A 16,950-nucleotide genomic window follows, 5' to 3' on the forward strand; every position below is an offset into this window, starting at 1 on the left:
GGACCCCGGTTCCAAGGGGCCCGCCTCGTGCGGTGCGTGCCGGTGTCCACCGGGCTTGCCGGGGGTGCTACACCGTGAGCAGCGCCTCCAGCGGGGCACCGTTCAGAGCCGGTTCCAGACGGCCGCGGCCGCTGAGGAAGCCGAGCTCCATGAGGACGGCGAGACCGGCGACCTCGGCGCCGGCCCGGCGAATGAGCTGGATCGAGGCCTCGGCGGTGCCGCCCGTGGCGAGGACGTCGTCGACGATCAGTACGCGGTCACCGGTGGCGAGGTCCTCGGCGTGCACCTCGATCTCCGCCGAGCCGTACTCCAGGTCGTAGGCCTGGGCGAGGGTGGCTCCGGGGAGCTTGCCCGCCTTGCGTACGGGGATGAAGCCCAGGCCGGCGCGGACGGCGACCGGGGCGCCCAGGATGAAGCCGCGGGCCTCCAGACCGACGATCTTGTTGGCCGCGCTGCGCTGGGCGATCTCGGCGAGGGCGTCGGTCAGGGCGGTGAACGCAGACGGGTCCGCCAGGAGCGGGGTGATGTCCTTGAACATCACGCCCGGCTCCGGGTAGTCGGCCACGTCCCGGATACGGCTGAGCAGCAGCTCACGGATGTCGGTCATCGGCGCTTCCCCGACGGGCGGCCCCGGCCGCGGTTGCGGGCCGCGGGCTGGTTGCGGGGGCCGACGACGGCCGGTGCGGCGTCCTCGGGCTCACCGGCGTACGCCTCGTCGTGGACCTCGGTCTCGCCCTTGGCGGCGGACTGGGCCCGCTTGGCGAGGACACGCTTCTTCAGCGCCTTCATCGCCGGCTCGCGCTCCTTGAGGTCGGCGACCAGCGGCGTGGCGATGAAGATCGAGGAGTACGCACCGGCCGCGAGACCGACGAACAGCGACAGGGAGATGTCGTTGAGCATGCCCGCGCCGAGGACACCGCCGCCGATGAACAGCAGGCCCGCGACCGGCAGCAGCGCGACCACCGTGGTGTTGATGGAGCGGACCAGGGTGCTGTTGATCGAGCGGTTGGCGACGTCGCTGTAGGTCCAGCGGGTCTGTCTGGTGATGTCCTTGGTCTGTTCCTTGAGGCTGTCGAACACCACGACCGTGTCGTAGAGCGAGTAGCCGAGGATGGTCAGCAGACCGATCACCGTGCCCGGGGTGACCTCGAAGCCGACGAGGGCGTAGATGCCGACCGTGATGGTGATGTCGTGGATCAGCGCGACGAACGCGGCGACCGCCATGCGCCACTCGAAGGCGATCGCCAGGTAGATCACCACGAGCACCATGAAGATGCCCAGGCCCTGCCAGGCCTTGTTGGCGATCTGGTCACCCCAGCTCGGGCCGACCAGTTCGGCGTTGATCTGCTCCGCGTCGACCTTGAGGTCGTCGGACAGCTGGTCCTTGATCTTGTCGGCGGCGTTGGTGTCGATGCCGGCGACCTGGATGCGCATGCTGCCGTCGCCGAGCTTCTGGACGATCGCGTCGTGGCCGGAGGCCTCCTCCGCGTATCCCTCCGCCTGGGACACCGAGACGCTCATGTTCTTCGGGGTGGTGAAGACGGCGCCGCCCTGGAACTCGATGCCCATGTGCAGGCCACGGGCCGCCAGGCCGACGATGGCCGTGATGGTGATCAGGATCGACAGGCCGTACCAGATCTTGCGGTTCTTGACGAAGTCGTAGCCGATCTCACCGCGGTGCAGCCGGGCGCCGAGGTTGCCGAGTTTCGACATCTCACGCCTCCTTCGTCTCGATGGGGGCGGAGGGACGGCGGGTGCGGCGCAGCGGCGGTTGGGCACCCAGGCTCTTCGGATCGAGGCCGGACCACTTGTGGCCGTTCGCGAAGAACGGGCGGCGGGCCATCAGCGTCAGCAGCGGCTTGGTGAAGAGGAACACCACGACCACGTCGAGCAGGGTGGTCAGGCCGAGCGTGAACGCGAAGCCCTGGACCTTGCCGACGGTGACGATGAACAGCACGGCGGCGGCGAGGAACGACACGAAGTCGGAGACCAGGATGGTGCGCCGGGCGCGCGGCCAGGCCCGCTCGACGGCCGGGCGCAGCGAGCGGCCCTCGCGGATCTCGTCGCGGACGCGTTCGAAGTAGACGATGAACGAGTCCGCCGTGATGCCGATGGCGACGATGGCGCCGCAGACGGCCGGCAGGTTCAGCGCGAAGCCGATGGCGGGGCCGAGCAGCGACATGAGCGTGTAGGTCAGCGCGGCCGAGACCAGCAGCGACAGGATCGCGATGAACGACAGGCCGCGGTAGTAGACCAGCAGATAGATGACGACCAGCGCGAGGCCGATCGCACCGGCGATGAGGCCGGCCTCCAGTTGCTCGCCGCCGAGCGCGGCGGTCACCGTCGTGACGCTGTCCTCCTCGAAGGACAGCGGCAGGGCTCCGTAGGACAGCATGTTGGCGAGGCTCTTGGCCTCCTCCTGCGTGAAGTTGCCGGAGATCTGCGCGTTGCCGCCGCTGATGGCGGTCTGCACGAACGGGTGGGAGACGACCTCGTCGTCCAGAACGATCGCGAACTCGTTCTGCGGGGTGGTCTGCTGCGCGAGCTTGGCGGTGGTGGCGGCGAACTTCTTGGTACCGGCGGAGTTGAAGGTCATGTCGACCTGCCAGCCTCCGGCGCCCTGGGTGTCGAGGCTCGCCTGGGCCTTCTTGATCTCGGTGCCGTCGACGTCGACCGGGCCCAGCAGGAACTTGCTCCACACCGTGCCGTCCTGCCCGCAGGCGACGGTGGGCTGGTCGGTCTTGGCCGCCTTGCCCGCGTCGGCACGCTGCTTCGGGTCGGAGCAGTCGAGGGCCGCGTACTGCTTCTCCAGCGCGCCGGACGGGGCGCCGGTGCTGCCCGACGGCGACGGGCTGCCGGAGGCCTTGGAGGTGCCGCTGGCGGACGGGGTGGCGTCCGCCTTCAGCGCGTCGGTGACGGCACGGCCCTGCGAGGTGGCGGAGGCCGACGGGCTGGGGGAGCCGGACGCGGCAGGGTCCTCGGCCTTGTCCTTGCCGGAGCCGGACGGGCTCGGGGAGCTGCTGCCGCTGGGGTTCGCGCTCGGGGTGGGCGCGGTCTCGCCGGGGGCGGCCTCGCGCTGCAGGACCGGGCGGAAGTAGAGCTTGGCGGTGGTGCCGACCTGATCCCGGGCTTCCTTGGAGTTCGTGCCCTTGGGGATGTTGACGATGATGTTCTTGTCGCCCTGGGTCTGTACCTCGGACTCCGAGACGCCCAGACCATTGACACGGCGTTCCATGATCTCGACCGCGGTGTCCATGTTGGTCTTGTTGATGGCGTTCTCCTGGCCGGGCTCGGCGACCGCGCGGAGCGTGATGCTCGTGCCGCCGGCCAGGTCGATGCCGAGACGCGGGGTCGTGTGCCCCGAGGCGAACATTCCACCGGTGAGCGCCGCGATGGCGATCAGGATCAGGGCCAGCGAGCGCCCCGGCTTGCTCTGGGCGCTCGCGCTCCGGCCCTTTTTAGGTGTGGCCACCTTCTCGTACTCCCTCTCGGGCCACCTCGCTCCGGGTCGGCGGACGGGCGGCCATGACTAATGTCGGGATTCCGTGCGAGCTGGGCGTGTCCCGGGGTGCGCGGGACACGCCCGCGCACCCCGGGTCACGACTACTTCGCCTCGGAGTCGCCGTCGGTCTTCTTCGGCTGCGCGTCCGTCGTCGCCTCGCCGGCCGTGGCCTGGTCGGCCGGGTCGTCGGCCGCGTCCTTCTTGCCGAGGTCGACGGCCTTGTCGTCAGCGGGGGCGTCGGCTGCGGAGTCGGTCTCGGTGAGGGAGGAGGCGTCGTCCGGGACGATGTCGGCGTCGGACTTCAGGTCGTGCTCGATGCCGTGGACGATGCGGTTGTACTCGTCGTCGGTCAGGACGGCACCGATGGCGTTCTTGGCGAACAGGAGATCGACGCCGGGGCCGGCGTCGAGGAGGACGGTGTCCTCGTTGACCTCCTTGACCGTGGCGTACATGCCCCCGATGGTGCGGACGCCGCTGCCGGGCTGCATTTGGTTCCGCATCTCCACGGCCTGCTGCTGCTTCTTCTTGGCCGACCGGGTCATCAGGAACATGGCCCCGATGAGCACGATGAACGGGAGGAGGGTCAGGAGACTCACGGGTCGGTACTTCCTTCACACGACCGCGCTGTGAGCGGCCAGATGGTTGGGGGTCTGCACGCCGCCGGCTAAGGCGGCATCGGCGGAGTCTAAGCGAGTCCGCGCGCATGGAACAACGCTCAGCATGGCACCGGGGTTCCTGCTCCGGCCACTGGCCTCGCCGTCCCGGTGCCGTGACGGCGAGGTCACGCCCCGAACAGGTCCTGTTGTCCCCTTGCCGCGGTCTGGGAACGGGGCGGGGTGAGGCCGAGATGCGCCCATGCGGCGGGAGTGGCGACCCGGCCGCGGGGAGTGCGGGCCAGCAGGCCCTCACGGACCAGGAAGGGCTCGGCCACCTCCTCCACGGTCTCACGTTCCTCGCCGACCGCGACGGCGAGCGTGGACAGGCCGACCGGACCACCGCCGAACAGCTTGAGCAGGGCCTCCAGCACGGCGCGGTCGAGGCGGTCGAGGCCGCGCTCGTCGACCTCGTAGACGGCGAGGGCCGCGGCGGCGATGTCCCGGTTGATCAGGCCGTCGGCCTTGACCTGCGCGTAGTCCCGGACGCGGCGCAGCAGGCGGTTGGCGATGCGTGGCGTGCCGCGGGAGCGGCCGGCGATCTCGGCGGCGCCCGCCGGGTCGATCTCGACCTCCAGGAGGTTGGCCGAGCGGTGGATGACCCGCTCCAGCTCGGCCGGTTCGTAGAACTCCATGTGCGCGGTGAAGCCGAAGCGGTCGCGCAGCGGGGGCGGCAGCAGGCCCGCGCGGGTGGTGGCGCCGACCAGGGTGAAGGGGGGCAGCTCCAGCGGGATGGCGGTGGCTCCGGGGCCCTTGCCGACGATGACGTCGACGCGGAAGTCCTCCATCGCCATGTAGAGCATCTCCTCCGCGGGGCGGGACATGCGGTGGATCTCGTCGAGGAAGAGGACCTCGCCCTCCTGCAGGGAGGAGAGGATCGCGGCGAGATCACCGGCGTGCTGGATGGCGGGGCCCGAGGTGATGCGGATGGGGGCGCCCATCTCGGCCGCGATGATCATCGACAGGGTGGTCTTGCCGAGGCCGGGGGCGCCGGAGAGCAGCACGTGGTCGGCGGTGGCGCCGCGTGCGCGTGCGGCCCGCAGGACGAGGTCGAGCTGTTCGCGGACCTTCTCCTGGCCGATGAACTCGCCCAGGTCCTTGGGGCGCAGGGCGGCCTCGACGGCCTGGTCCTCACGGTCGGCGACGGAGTCCACCAGCCGCTCCGCGGCGGAGGTGTCGGTGGTGTCGTCCCAGTTCATAGAAAGAGCCTCAGAGGTCGTGGATCAGCGGGCGCGGTTCAGGGTCTGCAGGGCCGCCTTCAGCAACTGGCCCACCTGGGGCGTGCCCCCGGCCGCCTCGGCCTGCGGGGCCACGGCGGTCACGGCCTCGTCGGCCTCCCGGGTGGCGTAGCCCAGGCCGATCAGGGCGGCGTGCAGCTGGTCCCGCCAGCCCGTGCTGACCGGCGCGCCGACGGCGGGTGCCCCGATCGGCTCCCCCAGGCGGTCCTTCAGCTCCAGCAGGAGTTTCTGAGCGCCCTTCTTGCCGATGCCGGGGACGGCGGTGAGGGCCTTCTCGTCGGCGGTGGCGACGGCTCTGCGCAGGGCGTCCGGGCTGTGCACGGCGAGCATCGCCTGGGCCAGTCTCGGTCCGACGCCGCTGGCGGTCTGCAGCAGCTCGAAGACCTGCCGCTCGTCGTCGTCGGCGAAGCCGTACAGCGTGAGGGAGTCCTCGCGCACGACCAGGGAGGTGTGCAGCTTGGCGGGCCGGCCCGTACGGAGCGTGGACAGCGTGTTCGGCGTGCACTGGACGGCCATGCCGACACCGCCGACCTCGACGACCGCGGCGTCGGGGGCGAGTGCGGCGACGGTGCCGCTGACGAAGGCGATCATGCCGTACGGCCTTTCGGTGCTCGGGCGGATTGCAGGGCGACGGCCTGCTGGAGCCGGTTCTGCGCGGGGGCGCGCCAGATGTGGCAGATGGCGAGGGCGAGGGCGTCGGCCGCGTCGGCCGGCCTGGGCGGGGCGCTGAGCCGCAGCAGGCGGGTCACCATCGCGCCCACCTGGGCCTTGTCGGCGCGGCCGGTGCCGGTGACGGCGGCCTTGACCTCGCTCGGGGTGTGCAGGGCCACGGGGATGCCGCGACGGGAGGCGCACAGCATGGCGACGGCGCTGGCCTGGGCGGTGCCCATCACCGTGCGGACGTTGTGCTGGCTGAAGACGCGCTCCACGGCGACGAACTCCGGCCGGTGCTCGTCGAGCCACTGTTCGATGCCCTGCTCGACGGCGAGGAGGCGGTGGCCCAGGTCGGCGTCCGCGGGCGTCCGGACCACGCCGACGCCGATCATGGTGAGCGGCCGTCCGGCCACGCCCTCGACCACGCCGACCCCACACCGGGTCAGTCCCGGGTCCACCCCCAGCACGCGCACGCGGCCCTCCCCTTTGTGCGGCTAAACCGCCGCCGCTCTCGCGGACCTGGCTGAGCACCGTCGTGGTTGCTCAATTGATGGTCGCGGTCGTGGACGGTGATCTTTGACTGAGCCAGGCTATCCGCTGCCACCGACAACGACAGCGGGCCGGACGACGTGTGTCCCCCGGCCCGTCGAGATCGCGGCATGCGCGGCAGCGTTACGCGTCGACCTTCTCCATGACCTCGTCGCTGACGTCGAAGTTGGCGAAGACGTTCTGCACGTCGTCGCTGTCCTCGAGCGCGTCGATCAGCTTGAAGATCTTCTTGGCGCCCTCCTCGTCCAGCTCGACCTGCATGGTCGGGACGAAGTTGGCGTCGGCGGAGTCGTAGTCGATGCCGGCGTCCTGCAGGGCGGTGCGGACCGCGACCAGGTCGGTGGCCTCGCTGAGGACCTCGAAGCTCTCACCGAGGTCGTTGACCTCCTCGGCGCCCGCGTCGAGGACGGCGGTCAGCACGTCGTCCTCGGTCAGCTCGCCCTTGGGGACGAGGACGACGCCCTTGCGGTTGAACAGGTAGGACACCGAGCCCGGGTCGGCCATGGAGCCGCCGTTGCGGGTCATGGCGACGCGGACCTCGGAGGCGGCGCGGTTGCGGTTGTCGGTGAGGCACTCGATGAGCACCGCGACCCCGTTCGGGCCGTAGCCCTCGTACATGATCGTCTCGTAGTCGGCGCCGCCGGCCTCCAGGCCCGCGCCGCGCTTGACGGCCGAGTCGATGTTCTTGTTGGGGACCGACGACTTCTTCGCCTTCTGGATGGCGTCGTAGAGCGTCGGGTTGCCCTCGGGGTCGGCGCCGCCCATGCGCGCCGCGACCTCGATGTTCTTGATCAGCTTCGCGAAGAGCTTGCCGCGCTTGGCATCGATGACGGCCTTCTTGTGCTTCGTCGTGGCCCATTTAGAGTGGCCGGACATCTGCCTGTCTCCTTCGCGTAACCCATCTCAGCAACGAACGCAGGAATCCTACTAGGACTCCGCTGTCCGGTTCGCGCGCACCATGTCGACGAACAGGGCGTGCATCCGGTGGTCACCGGTCAGTTCCGGGTGGAACGACGTGGCCAGGGCGTTGCCCTGGCGGACCGCGACGATGTGGCCGTCGTGCTCGGCCAGCACCTCGGCGGCGGCGCCGACGGACTCCACCCAGGGGGCGCGGATGAAGACGCCCTCCACGGGGTCGCCCTCGACGCCCTCGACGGCGACCGCCGCCTCGAAGGACTCGTTCTGCCGGCCGAAGGCGTTGCGGCGCACGATCATGTCGATGCCGCCGACGGTCTCCTGGCCCGAGCGCGGGTCGAGGATCTTGTCGGCGAGCATGATCATGCCGGCGCAGGTGCCGTACACGGGCAGGCCGGCGCGCACGCGCGCGCGGAGCGGCTCCATCAGGCCGAACAGGACGGCCAGCTTGGAGATCGTGGTGGACTCGCCGCCGGGGATGACGAGCCCGTCCACCTCGGCGAGTTCTTCGGGGCGCCGCACCTGCCTGGCCACGGCGTCGGCCGCGGCCAGGGCGACGAGGTGCTCCCGGACGTCGCCCTGGAGGGCCAGGACGCCGATCACAGGTGTGTCGCTCATGGGGGTTACCAGCCGCGGTTGGCGTAGCGCTCGGTCTGGGGGAGGGTGTCGCAGTTGATGCCGACCATGGCCTCGCCGAGGTTGCGGGACGCGTCGGCGACGATCTTCGGGTCGTCGTGGAAGGTGGTGGCCTTCACGATGGCGGCGGCGCGCCTGGCCGGGTCGCCGGACTTGAAGATGCCGGAGCCGACGAAGACGCCCTCGGCGCCGAGCTGGCGCATCAGGGCCGCGTCGGCCGGGGTGGCCACGCCGCCGGCGGAGAACAGCACGACCGGGAGCTTGCCGAGCTCGGCGACCTCCTTGACCAGCTCGTACGGGGCGCGCAGCTCCTTGGCGGCGGCGTACAGCTCGTTGTTGTCGTAGCCGCGCAGGCGGGCGATCTCGTTCTTGATCTGGCGCAGGTGGCGCACGGCCTCGACGACGTTGCCGGTGCCGGCCTCGCCCTTGGAGCGGATCATCGCGGCGCCCTCGGCGATGCGGCGCAGGGCCTCGCCCAGGTTGGTGGCGCCGCAGACGAACGGCGTGGTGAAGGCCCACTTGTCGGAGTGGTTGACCTCGTCGGCCGGGGTGAGGACCTCGGACTCGTCGATGTAGTCGACGCCGAGGGACTGCAGTACCTGGGCCTCGACGAAGTGGCCGATGCGGGACTTGGCCATGACCGGGATGGAGACGGCCTCGATGATGCCCTCGATCATGTCCGGGTCGGACATGCGGGCCACGCCGCCGTCCTTGCGGATGTCGGCCGGGACCCGCTCCAGGGCCATGACGGCGACGGCGCCCGCGTCCTCGGCGATCTTCGCCTGCTCCGGCGTGACGACGTCCATGATCACGCCGCCCTTGAGCTGCTCGGCCATGCCTCGCTTCACTCGGGCGGTGCCGGTCTCGGGAGCCTGGTTTTCGGAGATGGACACGGGTGACCTCACTGAGGGAAAGACGGTTCTCTGCAGCACTGAGGAAACGTGAGGGGAGCAGTCCACAGCAAGGGCCAATGGGAACGCTGTGGATCCTTTTCGCGCGGACGGCCGGCGAAACACAGGTTGACGGGGCCTCAGGCCACCCGGTCCACCAGGGCGGCCGGGGGTTCGTCGTCCATTTCGAAGGCCAGGGGGAAGGGGGCGTGACCGGCCAGGCGGAACCAGCGCACCTTGCGGTGCCGGCGCAGGGCCCGGGCTGCCCGTACGGCGTCGTTGTGGAAGCGCCGGGCCATCGGGACCCTGCGGACCGCCTCGGTGAGTTCCCGCGCGGCCTCCTCTCCCCCGGGCGCCCCGCGTACGGCCTCGACCTGCGCGGGCTCCCCGAACACGGCCCGCAGCGCCTGGCTCAGCTCGCTCTCGGCGACCTCCCGCTGCTCCTCCTCCGCCTGCCGTGCGGCGTGGGCGGCCTCGTACAGCACGATGGAGGCGGCCGGATCCAGCACCCCCGAGGTGGCGAGTTCCTGCGCCACCGAGGCCCGGCGCAGCAACTGCGCGTCCAGGGCGGCCCGGGTCGCGTCGATCCGGGCGTGGAGGCGGTCCAGACGCCCGGCGGTCCAGCTCAGGTAGAGCCCGATCGCGACCAGGGCGACGGCGATCCAGATGAGAGTGGTGATCACGGGCGGCAAGGCTAGCGCCACCGGGCGGAGGCCGGATCACCCCGCCCCCTCCCCCGGTCAGTCCCTGGCCAGCCCCAGCCGGCTCCACAGCCCGCTGGTCCGCTCGTCCTCGGCCACCGCCGCCGCGCCCGCCGTCACCGTCTCGTAGACGGACAGGATGTCCGCGCCGACGGTCGACCAGTCGAAGCGCCGTACGTGGGCGCTCCCCCGCTCCCGCAGTTCCGCCCGCCGCTCCGGGTCCGCCAGCAGCCGCACCGCCGCGTCGGCCAGGGCGTCGGCGTCCTCGTTGGGGAACAGCTCGCCGGCCGCCCCGCGGTCCAGGACCTGGGCGAAGGCGTCCAGGTCGGAGGCGAGGACGGGGGCACCGGCGGACATGGCCTCGACGAGGATGATGCCGAAGCTCTCGCCGCCGGTGTTGGGCGCCACGTACAGGTCGACGCTGCGCAGGAGACGGGCCTTGTCCTCGTCGCTGATCATGCCGAGGAACTCCACGCGCGAGCGCAGCCCGGCCGGCAGGGACTCGACCGCCTCCTCCTCGTCACCGCGCCCGGCCACCAGCAGCCGGGTCTGCGGGCGCGCGGCGAGGATCTTCGGCAGGGCCTTCATCAGCACCGGCAGTCCCTTGCGGGGCTCGTCGATGCGCCCTATGAAGCCGATGGTGTCGCCCTGCCACTCGGCCTTGGGCTCGGCTCCGGCGAAGAAGCCGACGTCGACCCCGTTCGGGATGACCACCGCGTCCCCGCCGAGGTGCTCCACGAGGGTGCGGCGGGCGTACTCGCTGACCGCGATGCGGGCGCTGATCTTCTCCAGTGCGGCCTGGAGGATCGCGTACGCGGCGATCATGGCCCGGGAGCGCGGGTTGGAGGTGTGGAAGGTCGCCACGATCGGTCCCTGGGCGGCCCAGCAGGTCAGCAGGCCCAGCGAGGGTGAGGTCGGTTCGTGGATGTGGATGACGTCGAACGCCCCGTCGTGCAGCCAGCGGCGCACCCGGGCCGCGCTCAGGAAGCCGAAGTTCAGCCGGGCCACCGACCCGTTGTACGGCACGGGCACCGCGCGCCCGGCCGAGACGACGTACGGCGGCAGCGGGGTGTCGTCGTCGGCGGGTGCGAGGACGGAGACCTCGTGGCCGAGGCGGATGAAGTACGCGGCGAGGTCGCGGATGTGGAACTGGACCCCGCCCGGGACGTCCCAGGAGTACGGGCAGACGATGCCGATTCTCACGGGCGCCCCTTCGCGGGATCGAGGTCCGCGAGCCACAGGCGCTGCAGCATGTGCCAGTCCTCCGGGTGGTCGGCGATGCCGCCGGCGAAGGCGTCGGCCAGCGCCTGGGTCATGACGGCCGTCCTCTCGGCGCGGGTGCCCGACTCGGGCACCTCGACCGGGGGGTGGACGCGGCCCCGCATCACGGGCGAGTCGTCGTACCAGAGGGTGACGGGCAGCAGCAGGGCGCCGGTCTGCTGGGCGAGCAGCGCGGGGCCGGCCGGCATCCGGGCGGTGTCGCCGAAGAAGCCGACCTCCACGCCGGAGGCGGACAGGTCCCGGTCGGCGACCAGGCAGACCAGGCCGCCGTCGCGCAGCCGCCGCGCCAGGGTGCCGAAGGCCGTGCCGCCGCTGTGCGGCAGGACCTCCATGCCGAGGCTCTCGCGGTAGGCGACGAACCGGTCGTACAGCGTCTCCGGCTTGAGGCGCTCGGCGACCGTGGTGAAGGGGATGCCGAGCTGCGTGGTGACCCAGGCTCCGGCGAGGTCCCAGTTGGCCAGGTGCGGCAGGGCGAGGATGACGCCCTTGCCGGCGGCCAGGCCCTCGGTGAGGTAGTGCACGTCCTTGGGGGCGAAGCCCGCCTTGATCCGCTCCTTGCTCCAGGCGGGGAGGCGGAAGGACTCCATCCAGTAGCGCAGGTAGGAGCGCATCCCGGCGCGGGAGAGCCCGGCGAGGCGCTCCGGGCTCGCGCCGGGCACCACGCGCGCGTAGTTGCTCTCCAGCCGCAGCACGCCCTTGCCGCGCTGCTTCCAGGCGAGGTCGGCGATGGTCTGCCCGAGCCGTACGGCGACGGGCTCGGGCAGCTTCTTGACCGTGCTCCAGCCGAGGCCGTACAGCGCGTCCGTCAGCCGGTCCTGGGCGCTCACGTGGCCGCCTCGCTCCCGTGAGAGGCGTTTCGCTGCTCGTCTCCATCGTCCTGCGAGGCCGCCGCCTCCTCTGCTTCCGCGGACTCCCGGCGGACGGTGACGACCCGCTGGATCAGCGTGACGAGGCTGCCCACGGCGACGATCCACAGGGCGACCGGCAGCAGGTACTGGATGCCGGGGACGCCGAACGCGTGCAGGCCCGCGAGCCCGGCCGCGACCAGCGAGATCACCAGCCGCTCGGCGCGCTCGACCAGCCCGTTGACGGCGACCGGCAGGCCGATCGACTCGCCCCGGGCCTTGGTGTACGACACCACCTGCCCGCTGGCCAGGCAGAAGATCGACACGGCGCACAGGACGAGGTCGTCACCCCGGCCCGCGTACCAGAGGATGAAGCCGCCGAAGATCGCGCCGTCGGCGACCCGGTCCAGCGTGGAGTCCAGGAAGGCGCCCCAGCGGCTGGAGCGGCCGAGCTGGCGGGCCATGTTGCCGTCGACGAGGTCGGAGAACACGAACAGCGTGATCACGACCGTGCCCCAGAAGAACTCGCCCATGGGGTAGAAGACCAGCGCGCCCGCGACCACACCGGCGGTGCCGATGAGCGTGACGGTGTCGGGGCTCACGCCCCGCCGGATCAGAAACGCGGCGAACGGTGTGAGGACACGCGTGAAGAATGCACGCGCGTACTTGTTCAGCATGGCCTTCCCGAGGGTCGGTGTCGCCGTGTGGCCCCTGCTGGCCATCGGCTGGCCCATCGTAGCCACGCGCGCGTGCGGGCGAGGGACGGAGCACTCCGACCACGTGTGCCGGTACGCCCGTAGCCACGCGCGCGTGCGGGCGAGGGATGGGCACCCGGACCCCTTCGGCCGAACCGGCGGACGGCCCGCCGGAGCGGAGGCGACGTCGTTCGTATGGACGCCCCGTGACGGGAGTGGGAAGGTCGAAGAACCGTGGGCGTCGCCGGAGCCGCCACCACTGGGGGTGCCCCCGGACGGAGTCTGGGGGAGGATCCCGCGTGTCCGCGCCCACAGTGACCTCACCGTGCACGGGAGGCAGGATCATGGGCGACAAGGCACAGACACACCCCGGAGCCGCCGGCAGGGCACAGGCGGCCGACCATCCCCAGTCCGTACGGAACGTGGTGCTGGTCGGCTACTCCGGATCGGGCAAGACCACCTTGGTGGAGGCCCTCGCGCTGACCGCGGGGGCGGTGAACCGGGCGGGCCGCGTGGAGGACGGCGGCACCGTCTCCGACTACGACGAGATCGAGCACCGGCAGCAGCGCTCGGTGCAGCTCTCCCTGGTGCCCGTCGCGTGGGACGGCATCAAGGTCAACCTCCTCGACACCCCCGGGTACGCCGACTTCGTCGGTGAGCTCAGGGCCGGTCTGCGGGCGGCGGACGCCGCCTTGTTCGTGGTCTCGGCCTCGGACGGCGTGGACGGCGCGACGCGCATGGTGTGGGAGGAGTGCGCGGCGGTCGGCATGCCCCGGGCCATCGTCGTCACGCACCTGGAGGCGGCCCGCGCCGACTTCGAGGAGATGACCCGGATCTGCGCCGAGGCGTTCGGTGCCGACGACCCCGACGCGGTGCTTCCGCTGTACCTGCCGCTGCGCGGCCCCCAGGCGCCGGACGGGCACGCGCCCGTGACCGGGCTGATCGGGCTGCTGTCGCAGAAGCTGTTCGACTACTCCACCGGCGAACGCAAGGAGTCCGAGCCCGGCGAGGACCAGTTGCCGCTGATCGAGGAGGCCCGCAACCGGCTCATCGAGGGGATCATCGCGGAGAGCGAGGACGAGACCCTCATGGACCGCTACCTCGGCGGGGAACCGATCGAGGTCGGGACGCTGATCGACGATCTGGAGCGGGCCGTGGCACGGGGCGTGTTCTTCCCCGTGCTGGCCGCCGCCCCCGCGGCCGAGGGCGCCCGGCAGGGACTGGGCACGGTGGAGCTGCTGGAGCTGATCACCGGCGGCTTCCCCACTCCGCTGGAGCACGAGACGGTCCGGGTGACGACCGTGGACGGCGAGCCGCGCGAGCTCAAGGCGTGCGATCCGGGCGCGCCGCTGGTCGCGGAGGTCGTGAAGACGTCCTCCGACCCGTACGTGGGCCGGCTGTCGCTGATCCGCGTCTTCTCCGGCACCCTGCGCGCCGACCAGACGGTCCACGTCTCCGGGCACGGGCTGGCCGACCGCGGGCACGAGGACCACGACGTCGACGAGCGGATCGGCGCCCTGTCCACCCCCTTCGGCAAACAGCAGCGCCCGGTGCCGCACGTCATCGCGGGCGACCTGGCGTGCGTGGCCAAGCTGAGCCGCGCGGAGACCGGTGACACCCTCTCCGCCAAGGACGACCCGCTGCTCATGGAGCCGTGGCAGATGCCCGACCCGCTGCTGCCGCTGGCCATCCAGGCGCACAGCAAACCGGACGAGGACAAGCTCTCGCAGGGCCTGGCGCGGCTGGTGGCCGAGGACCCGACGATGCGGCTGGAGCAGAACCCGGACACCCACCAGGTGGTCCTGTGGTGCCTGGGCGAGGCGCACGCGGACGTCGCGCTGGAGCGGCTGCGCAGCCGCTACGGCGTCCAGGTCGACGTCGTCCCGCACAAGGTGTCCCTGCGCGAGACCTTCGCGGCCAAGTCCGCCGGGCGCGGCCGGCACGTCAAACAGTCCGGCGGGCACGGTCAGTTCGCCATCTGCGAGATCGAGGTCGAGCCGCTGCCGGGCGGCTCCGGCATCGAGTTCGTGGACAAGGTCGTCGGCGGTGCGGTGCCGCGGCAGTTCATCCCGTCGGTGGAGAAGGGCGTACGGGCCCAGGCCGCCAAGGGAGTCGCCGCCGGGTACCCGCTCATCGACGTGCGCGTGACCCTGCTGGACGGCAAGGCGCACTCGGTGGACTCCTCCGACGCCGCGTTCCAGACGGCCGGTGCGCTCGCGCTGCGGGAGGCGGCGGCCGACATGAGGATCCTTCTGCTGGAGCCGGTGGCCGAGGTGGCGGTGCTGATCGGCGACGACTTCGTGGGCGCCGTGATGAGCGACCTCTCGGGGCGGCGTGGCCGGGTCCTCGGCACCGAGCAGACGCCCGGCGGGCGCACCCTGGTCAAGGCCGAGGTGCCCGAGATCGAGATCGGCCGGTACGCGATCGACCTGCGCTCGATGTCGCACGGCACGGCCCGTTTCAGCCGCCGCTACGTACGGCACGAGCCGATGCCGCCGCAGGTCGCGGAACGGGTGCGCGAAGAGGCGCACGCGGCCGCGTAGTTGGCGCCGGGCGCCACCAACTGCCCCCCATGAGGGCTTCCCTCCTGGTCGGCGGGCGGCTTGCGGGCTGTCCGCAGACGGGCGCCCGCTCGTGCCGATACGCTGATGACCTGATCAACAGGTGTGCGGAGCGCGGAAGTCGGGAAGGCCGCATGATGCGGACGCGGCGGCGATGGGGGCGGCAGTGACGGACGGATTCGACTTCAGTCCCGGGGCACAGGTGCCTCTGGCGGGTGCGACGGGCCAGACGGCGGCGACCTACGGGCTGGCGGCGGCCGCCTACCGGGACGATGAGGTCACCAAGATCCTCGACGCCGACAACGAGTGGCACCAGTCGAAGGTGACCCCGCCGCGCCCCTGGGCGAAGATCTTCCGCCCCCGGTTCGGCGAGGCCTTCTCCCGCGCGGTCATCGACCGGATGCTGGGCGCCGGGCGCAAGCCGGTCATCCAGTCGTTCGGCATCGAGCCCCAGGTCGTCGTGGAGCACTGCCTGGCGGCCCACCGCATCCGCCGCGACCGCGACAACGTGCTCTCGGCGATCACGGTGATCTGCGGGCTGCTGTTCCTGCCCGGCTTCCTCGTGTGGCTGCTGGTGTTCACGCTGCGCACCACCATGGCCAAGCGCGACGACAAGCGGGCCGGCGCGCTCGCCACGACGCTGCTGATCGCCGTGGGGGCGCTCGCCGTGCTGTTCCTGCTGGGCACGCCGTTCACGGGATTCTGGGCCTGGTACGCGCGCCTGGCGATCCTGATGCCGGTCGTCGGCTGGTTCTGGGCCAAGCAGGTCTGCGAGCGGACCGCCCGCGACCTGCGCGACCGCTGGTCCGGTCTGCTGTCGGGCGGCGGCGTCGGCGCCAAGATCCCCGAAGCCGTCCCGGGCACCCCCGGTGACGCCGCCGAGCAGGTCCGCAAGGAGCTGGCCCGCCTCGCCGCCGAACAGCGTTCCAACTCGGCCTTCTACGCCGGCCCCAAGGGCATCCTCGGCATGGGCACGCGCTGGGGCAGCTGGCAACTGGCCGAGGAACTGGTCTCCGCCGAGCCGGGCAAGGACTTCCACCCGTTCCGCAGCTGGGACGTCATCGTGGCGATCCAGGGCGGTCTGGGCATGCTGGAGCGCACGTCCATCAACACCGGCGGCTTCCCCAAGCCGTCCATCACGCACTGGATCGTCTCGCCGATCGGCGAGAAGGCGACGGAGGTGGCCCGGCCGAGCGGCACGGACGTCGACGCCTACACGGTCCGCACGCACGCCGTGCAGGAGATCTGCAACAAGCAGCAGTTCGGCAGCGGTGACCGGCACTACCTGGGCGTGCAGTGGACCCTCTGGGACGGCCACCTGGTGCTGACGATGCTGATCACGGTCACCGTGCTGCACGACACCCTGCGCATCGAGGTCACCGGCCACGCCCTGGGGCCGGTCAACCCGCTGTTCAACGAGAAGCCCGCGGCCAGGGAGAAGGCGGTGCAGAAGGCCTTCCGCTTCTGGGAGACCCGCACCGTGAAGCTCCCGCTGATCGACGCCGACGAGGTGGTACGGCTGGCCGCGCGCGCCCCTCTGACCTGGTATCCGCCGCTGCTGAAGTGGCTGGGCGGCAGCCTGACGCTGCCGGAGCCGTTCGGTCTGCGGCACGCGTGGGCCGACCAGCCGTGGCGCCACCGCTTCATGGCGGACGACGCCCTGCGCGCGGCCACGCCCGTGCTGCGCGTGGTGCACGCGGCGGCGCTGAAGGTGCTGCGGGAGAACGGGGTGAGCGTGGAGAAGTTCGGGGCGCGGTCGGCGGCGCTCAGTGGGGCGGTGCAGGAGGCTTCGCCGAAGAAGGCGGACGTGTACGACGCGTAGGTGATCGT

16 protein-coding genes are annotated in these 16,950 nt (G+C 71.4%); 2 read left to right on the forward strand and 14 right to left on the reverse strand.

The features are described 5' to 3' along the window. Window positions 1–67 precede the first annotated feature (67 nt). From ACFW6P_RS15265 to pgsA, 14 genes are all read right to left on the reverse strand, one after another. Entirely contained in the window at window positions 68–607 is a 540-nt protein-coding gene (locus tag ACFW6P_RS15265; protein WP_386423848.1) for an adenine phosphoribosyltransferase, read from the reverse strand. Next, window positions 604–1,713 (reverse strand): protein translocase subunit SecF, encoded by a 1,110-nt coding sequence (gene secF, locus ACFW6P_RS15270; RefSeq protein WP_386356197.1) that lies wholly within the window; start codon window positions 1,711–1,713, stop codon window positions 604–606. Before secF ends, ACFW6P_RS15265 begins: the two co-directional genes overlap by 4 nt. A 1-nt stretch (window position 1,714) precedes the next feature. Next, window positions 1,715–3,472 carry a protein translocase subunit SecD gene (gene secD, locus ACFW6P_RS15275; protein ID WP_386423850.1) on the reverse strand — a complete coding sequence of 586 codons (1,758 nt, stop codon included), beginning with the start codon at window positions 3,470–3,472 and terminating at the stop codon, window positions 1,715–1,717. A gap of 131 nt (window positions 3,473–3,603) precedes the next feature. Next, a complete protein-coding gene (gene yajC, locus ACFW6P_RS15280; protein WP_386356203.1) occupies window positions 3,604–4,098 on the reverse strand; it encodes a preprotein translocase subunit YajC in 495 nt (164 codons plus the stop codon). Between the two features lie 185 nt (window positions 4,099–4,283). Beyond that, window positions 4,284–5,354 carry a Holliday junction branch migration DNA helicase RuvB gene (gene ruvB, locus ACFW6P_RS15285; protein ID WP_386356206.1) on the reverse strand — a complete coding sequence of 357 codons (1,071 nt, stop codon included), beginning with the start codon at window positions 5,352–5,354 and terminating at the stop codon, window positions 4,284–4,286. A 24-nt stretch (window positions 5,355–5,378) separates the two neighbouring features. Continuing rightward, complete coding sequence (ruvA, locus tag ACFW6P_RS15290; RefSeq protein ID WP_386356209.1) at window positions 5,379–5,984, reverse strand: Holliday junction branch migration protein RuvA; 606 nt, start codon at window positions 5,982–5,984, stop codon at window positions 5,379–5,381. After that, the gene (ruvC, locus tag ACFW6P_RS15295) at window positions 5,981–6,520 is read right to left on the reverse strand and encodes a crossover junction endodeoxyribonuclease RuvC (RefSeq protein WP_386356211.1); all 540 of its coding nucleotides are present in this window, start codon (window positions 6,518–6,520) and stop codon (window positions 5,981–5,983) included. Before ruvC ends, ruvA begins: the two co-directional genes overlap by 4 nt. Window positions 6,521–6,719: 199 nt before the next feature. Continuing rightward, window positions 6,720–7,472, reverse strand: a complete 753-nt coding sequence (locus ACFW6P_RS15300) for a YebC/PmpR family DNA-binding transcriptional regulator (protein WP_386356214.1) — start codon at window positions 7,470–7,472, stop codon at window positions 6,720–6,722. 51 nt (window positions 7,473–7,523) lie between these two features. Beyond that, window positions 7,524–8,129 (reverse strand): pyridoxal 5'-phosphate synthase glutaminase subunit PdxT, encoded by a 606-nt coding sequence (gene pdxT, locus ACFW6P_RS15305; protein WP_386356217.1) that lies wholly within the window; start codon window positions 8,127–8,129, stop codon window positions 7,524–7,526. Between the two features lie 5 nt (window positions 8,130–8,134). Next, window positions 8,135–9,040 carry a pyridoxal 5'-phosphate synthase lyase subunit PdxS gene (gene pdxS, locus ACFW6P_RS15310; protein ID WP_386423852.1) on the reverse strand — a complete coding sequence of 302 codons (906 nt, stop codon included), beginning with the start codon at window positions 9,038–9,040 and terminating at the stop codon, window positions 8,135–8,137. 137 nt (window positions 9,041–9,177) lie between these two features. Beyond that, window positions 9,178–9,720 carry a hypothetical protein gene (locus ACFW6P_RS15315; RefSeq protein ID WP_386356223.1) on the reverse strand — a complete coding sequence of 181 codons (543 nt, stop codon included), beginning with the start codon at window positions 9,718–9,720 and terminating at the stop codon, window positions 9,178–9,180. A gap of 57 nt (window positions 9,721–9,777) precedes the next feature. Further along, window positions 9,778–10,941 (reverse strand): glycosyltransferase family 4 protein, encoded by a 1,164-nt coding sequence (locus tag ACFW6P_RS15320; protein ID WP_386356226.1) that lies wholly within the window; start codon window positions 10,939–10,941, stop codon window positions 9,778–9,780. Then, window positions 10,938–11,846, reverse strand: a complete 909-nt coding sequence (locus ACFW6P_RS15325; protein WP_386356229.1) for a phosphatidylinositol mannoside acyltransferase — start codon at window positions 11,844–11,846, stop codon at window positions 10,938–10,940. The genes ACFW6P_RS15320 and ACFW6P_RS15325 overlap by 4 nt, the downstream gene beginning before the upstream one ends. Further along, window positions 11,843–12,598 (reverse strand): phosphatidylinositol phosphate synthase, encoded by a 756-nt coding sequence (gene pgsA, locus ACFW6P_RS15330; RefSeq protein WP_386356337.1) that lies wholly within the window; start codon window positions 12,596–12,598, stop codon window positions 11,843–11,845. The genes ACFW6P_RS15325 and pgsA overlap by 4 nt, the downstream gene beginning before the upstream one ends. A 305-nt stretch (window positions 12,599–12,903) precedes the next feature. On the opposite strand from pgsA, the gene ACFW6P_RS15335 reads away from it, so the two are divergent. After that, window positions 12,904–15,102 (forward strand): elongation factor G-like protein EF-G2, encoded by a 2,199-nt coding sequence (locus tag ACFW6P_RS15335; RefSeq protein ID WP_386423853.1) that lies wholly within the window; start codon window positions 12,904–12,906, stop codon window positions 15,100–15,102. A 172-nt stretch (window positions 15,103–15,274) separates the two neighbouring features. Continuing rightward, complete coding sequence (locus ACFW6P_RS15340; protein WP_386356235.1) at window positions 15,275–16,942, forward strand: hypothetical protein; 1,668 nt, start codon at window positions 15,275–15,277, stop codon at window positions 16,940–16,942. The last annotated feature ends 8 nt before the right edge of the window (window positions 16,943–16,950 follow it).

Origin of the sequence: Streptomyces sp. NPDC058741, assembly GCF_042746715.1 — a bacterium.
Taxonomy (GTDB): Bacteria; Actinomycetota; Actinomycetes; order Streptomycetales; family Streptomycetaceae; genus Streptomyces.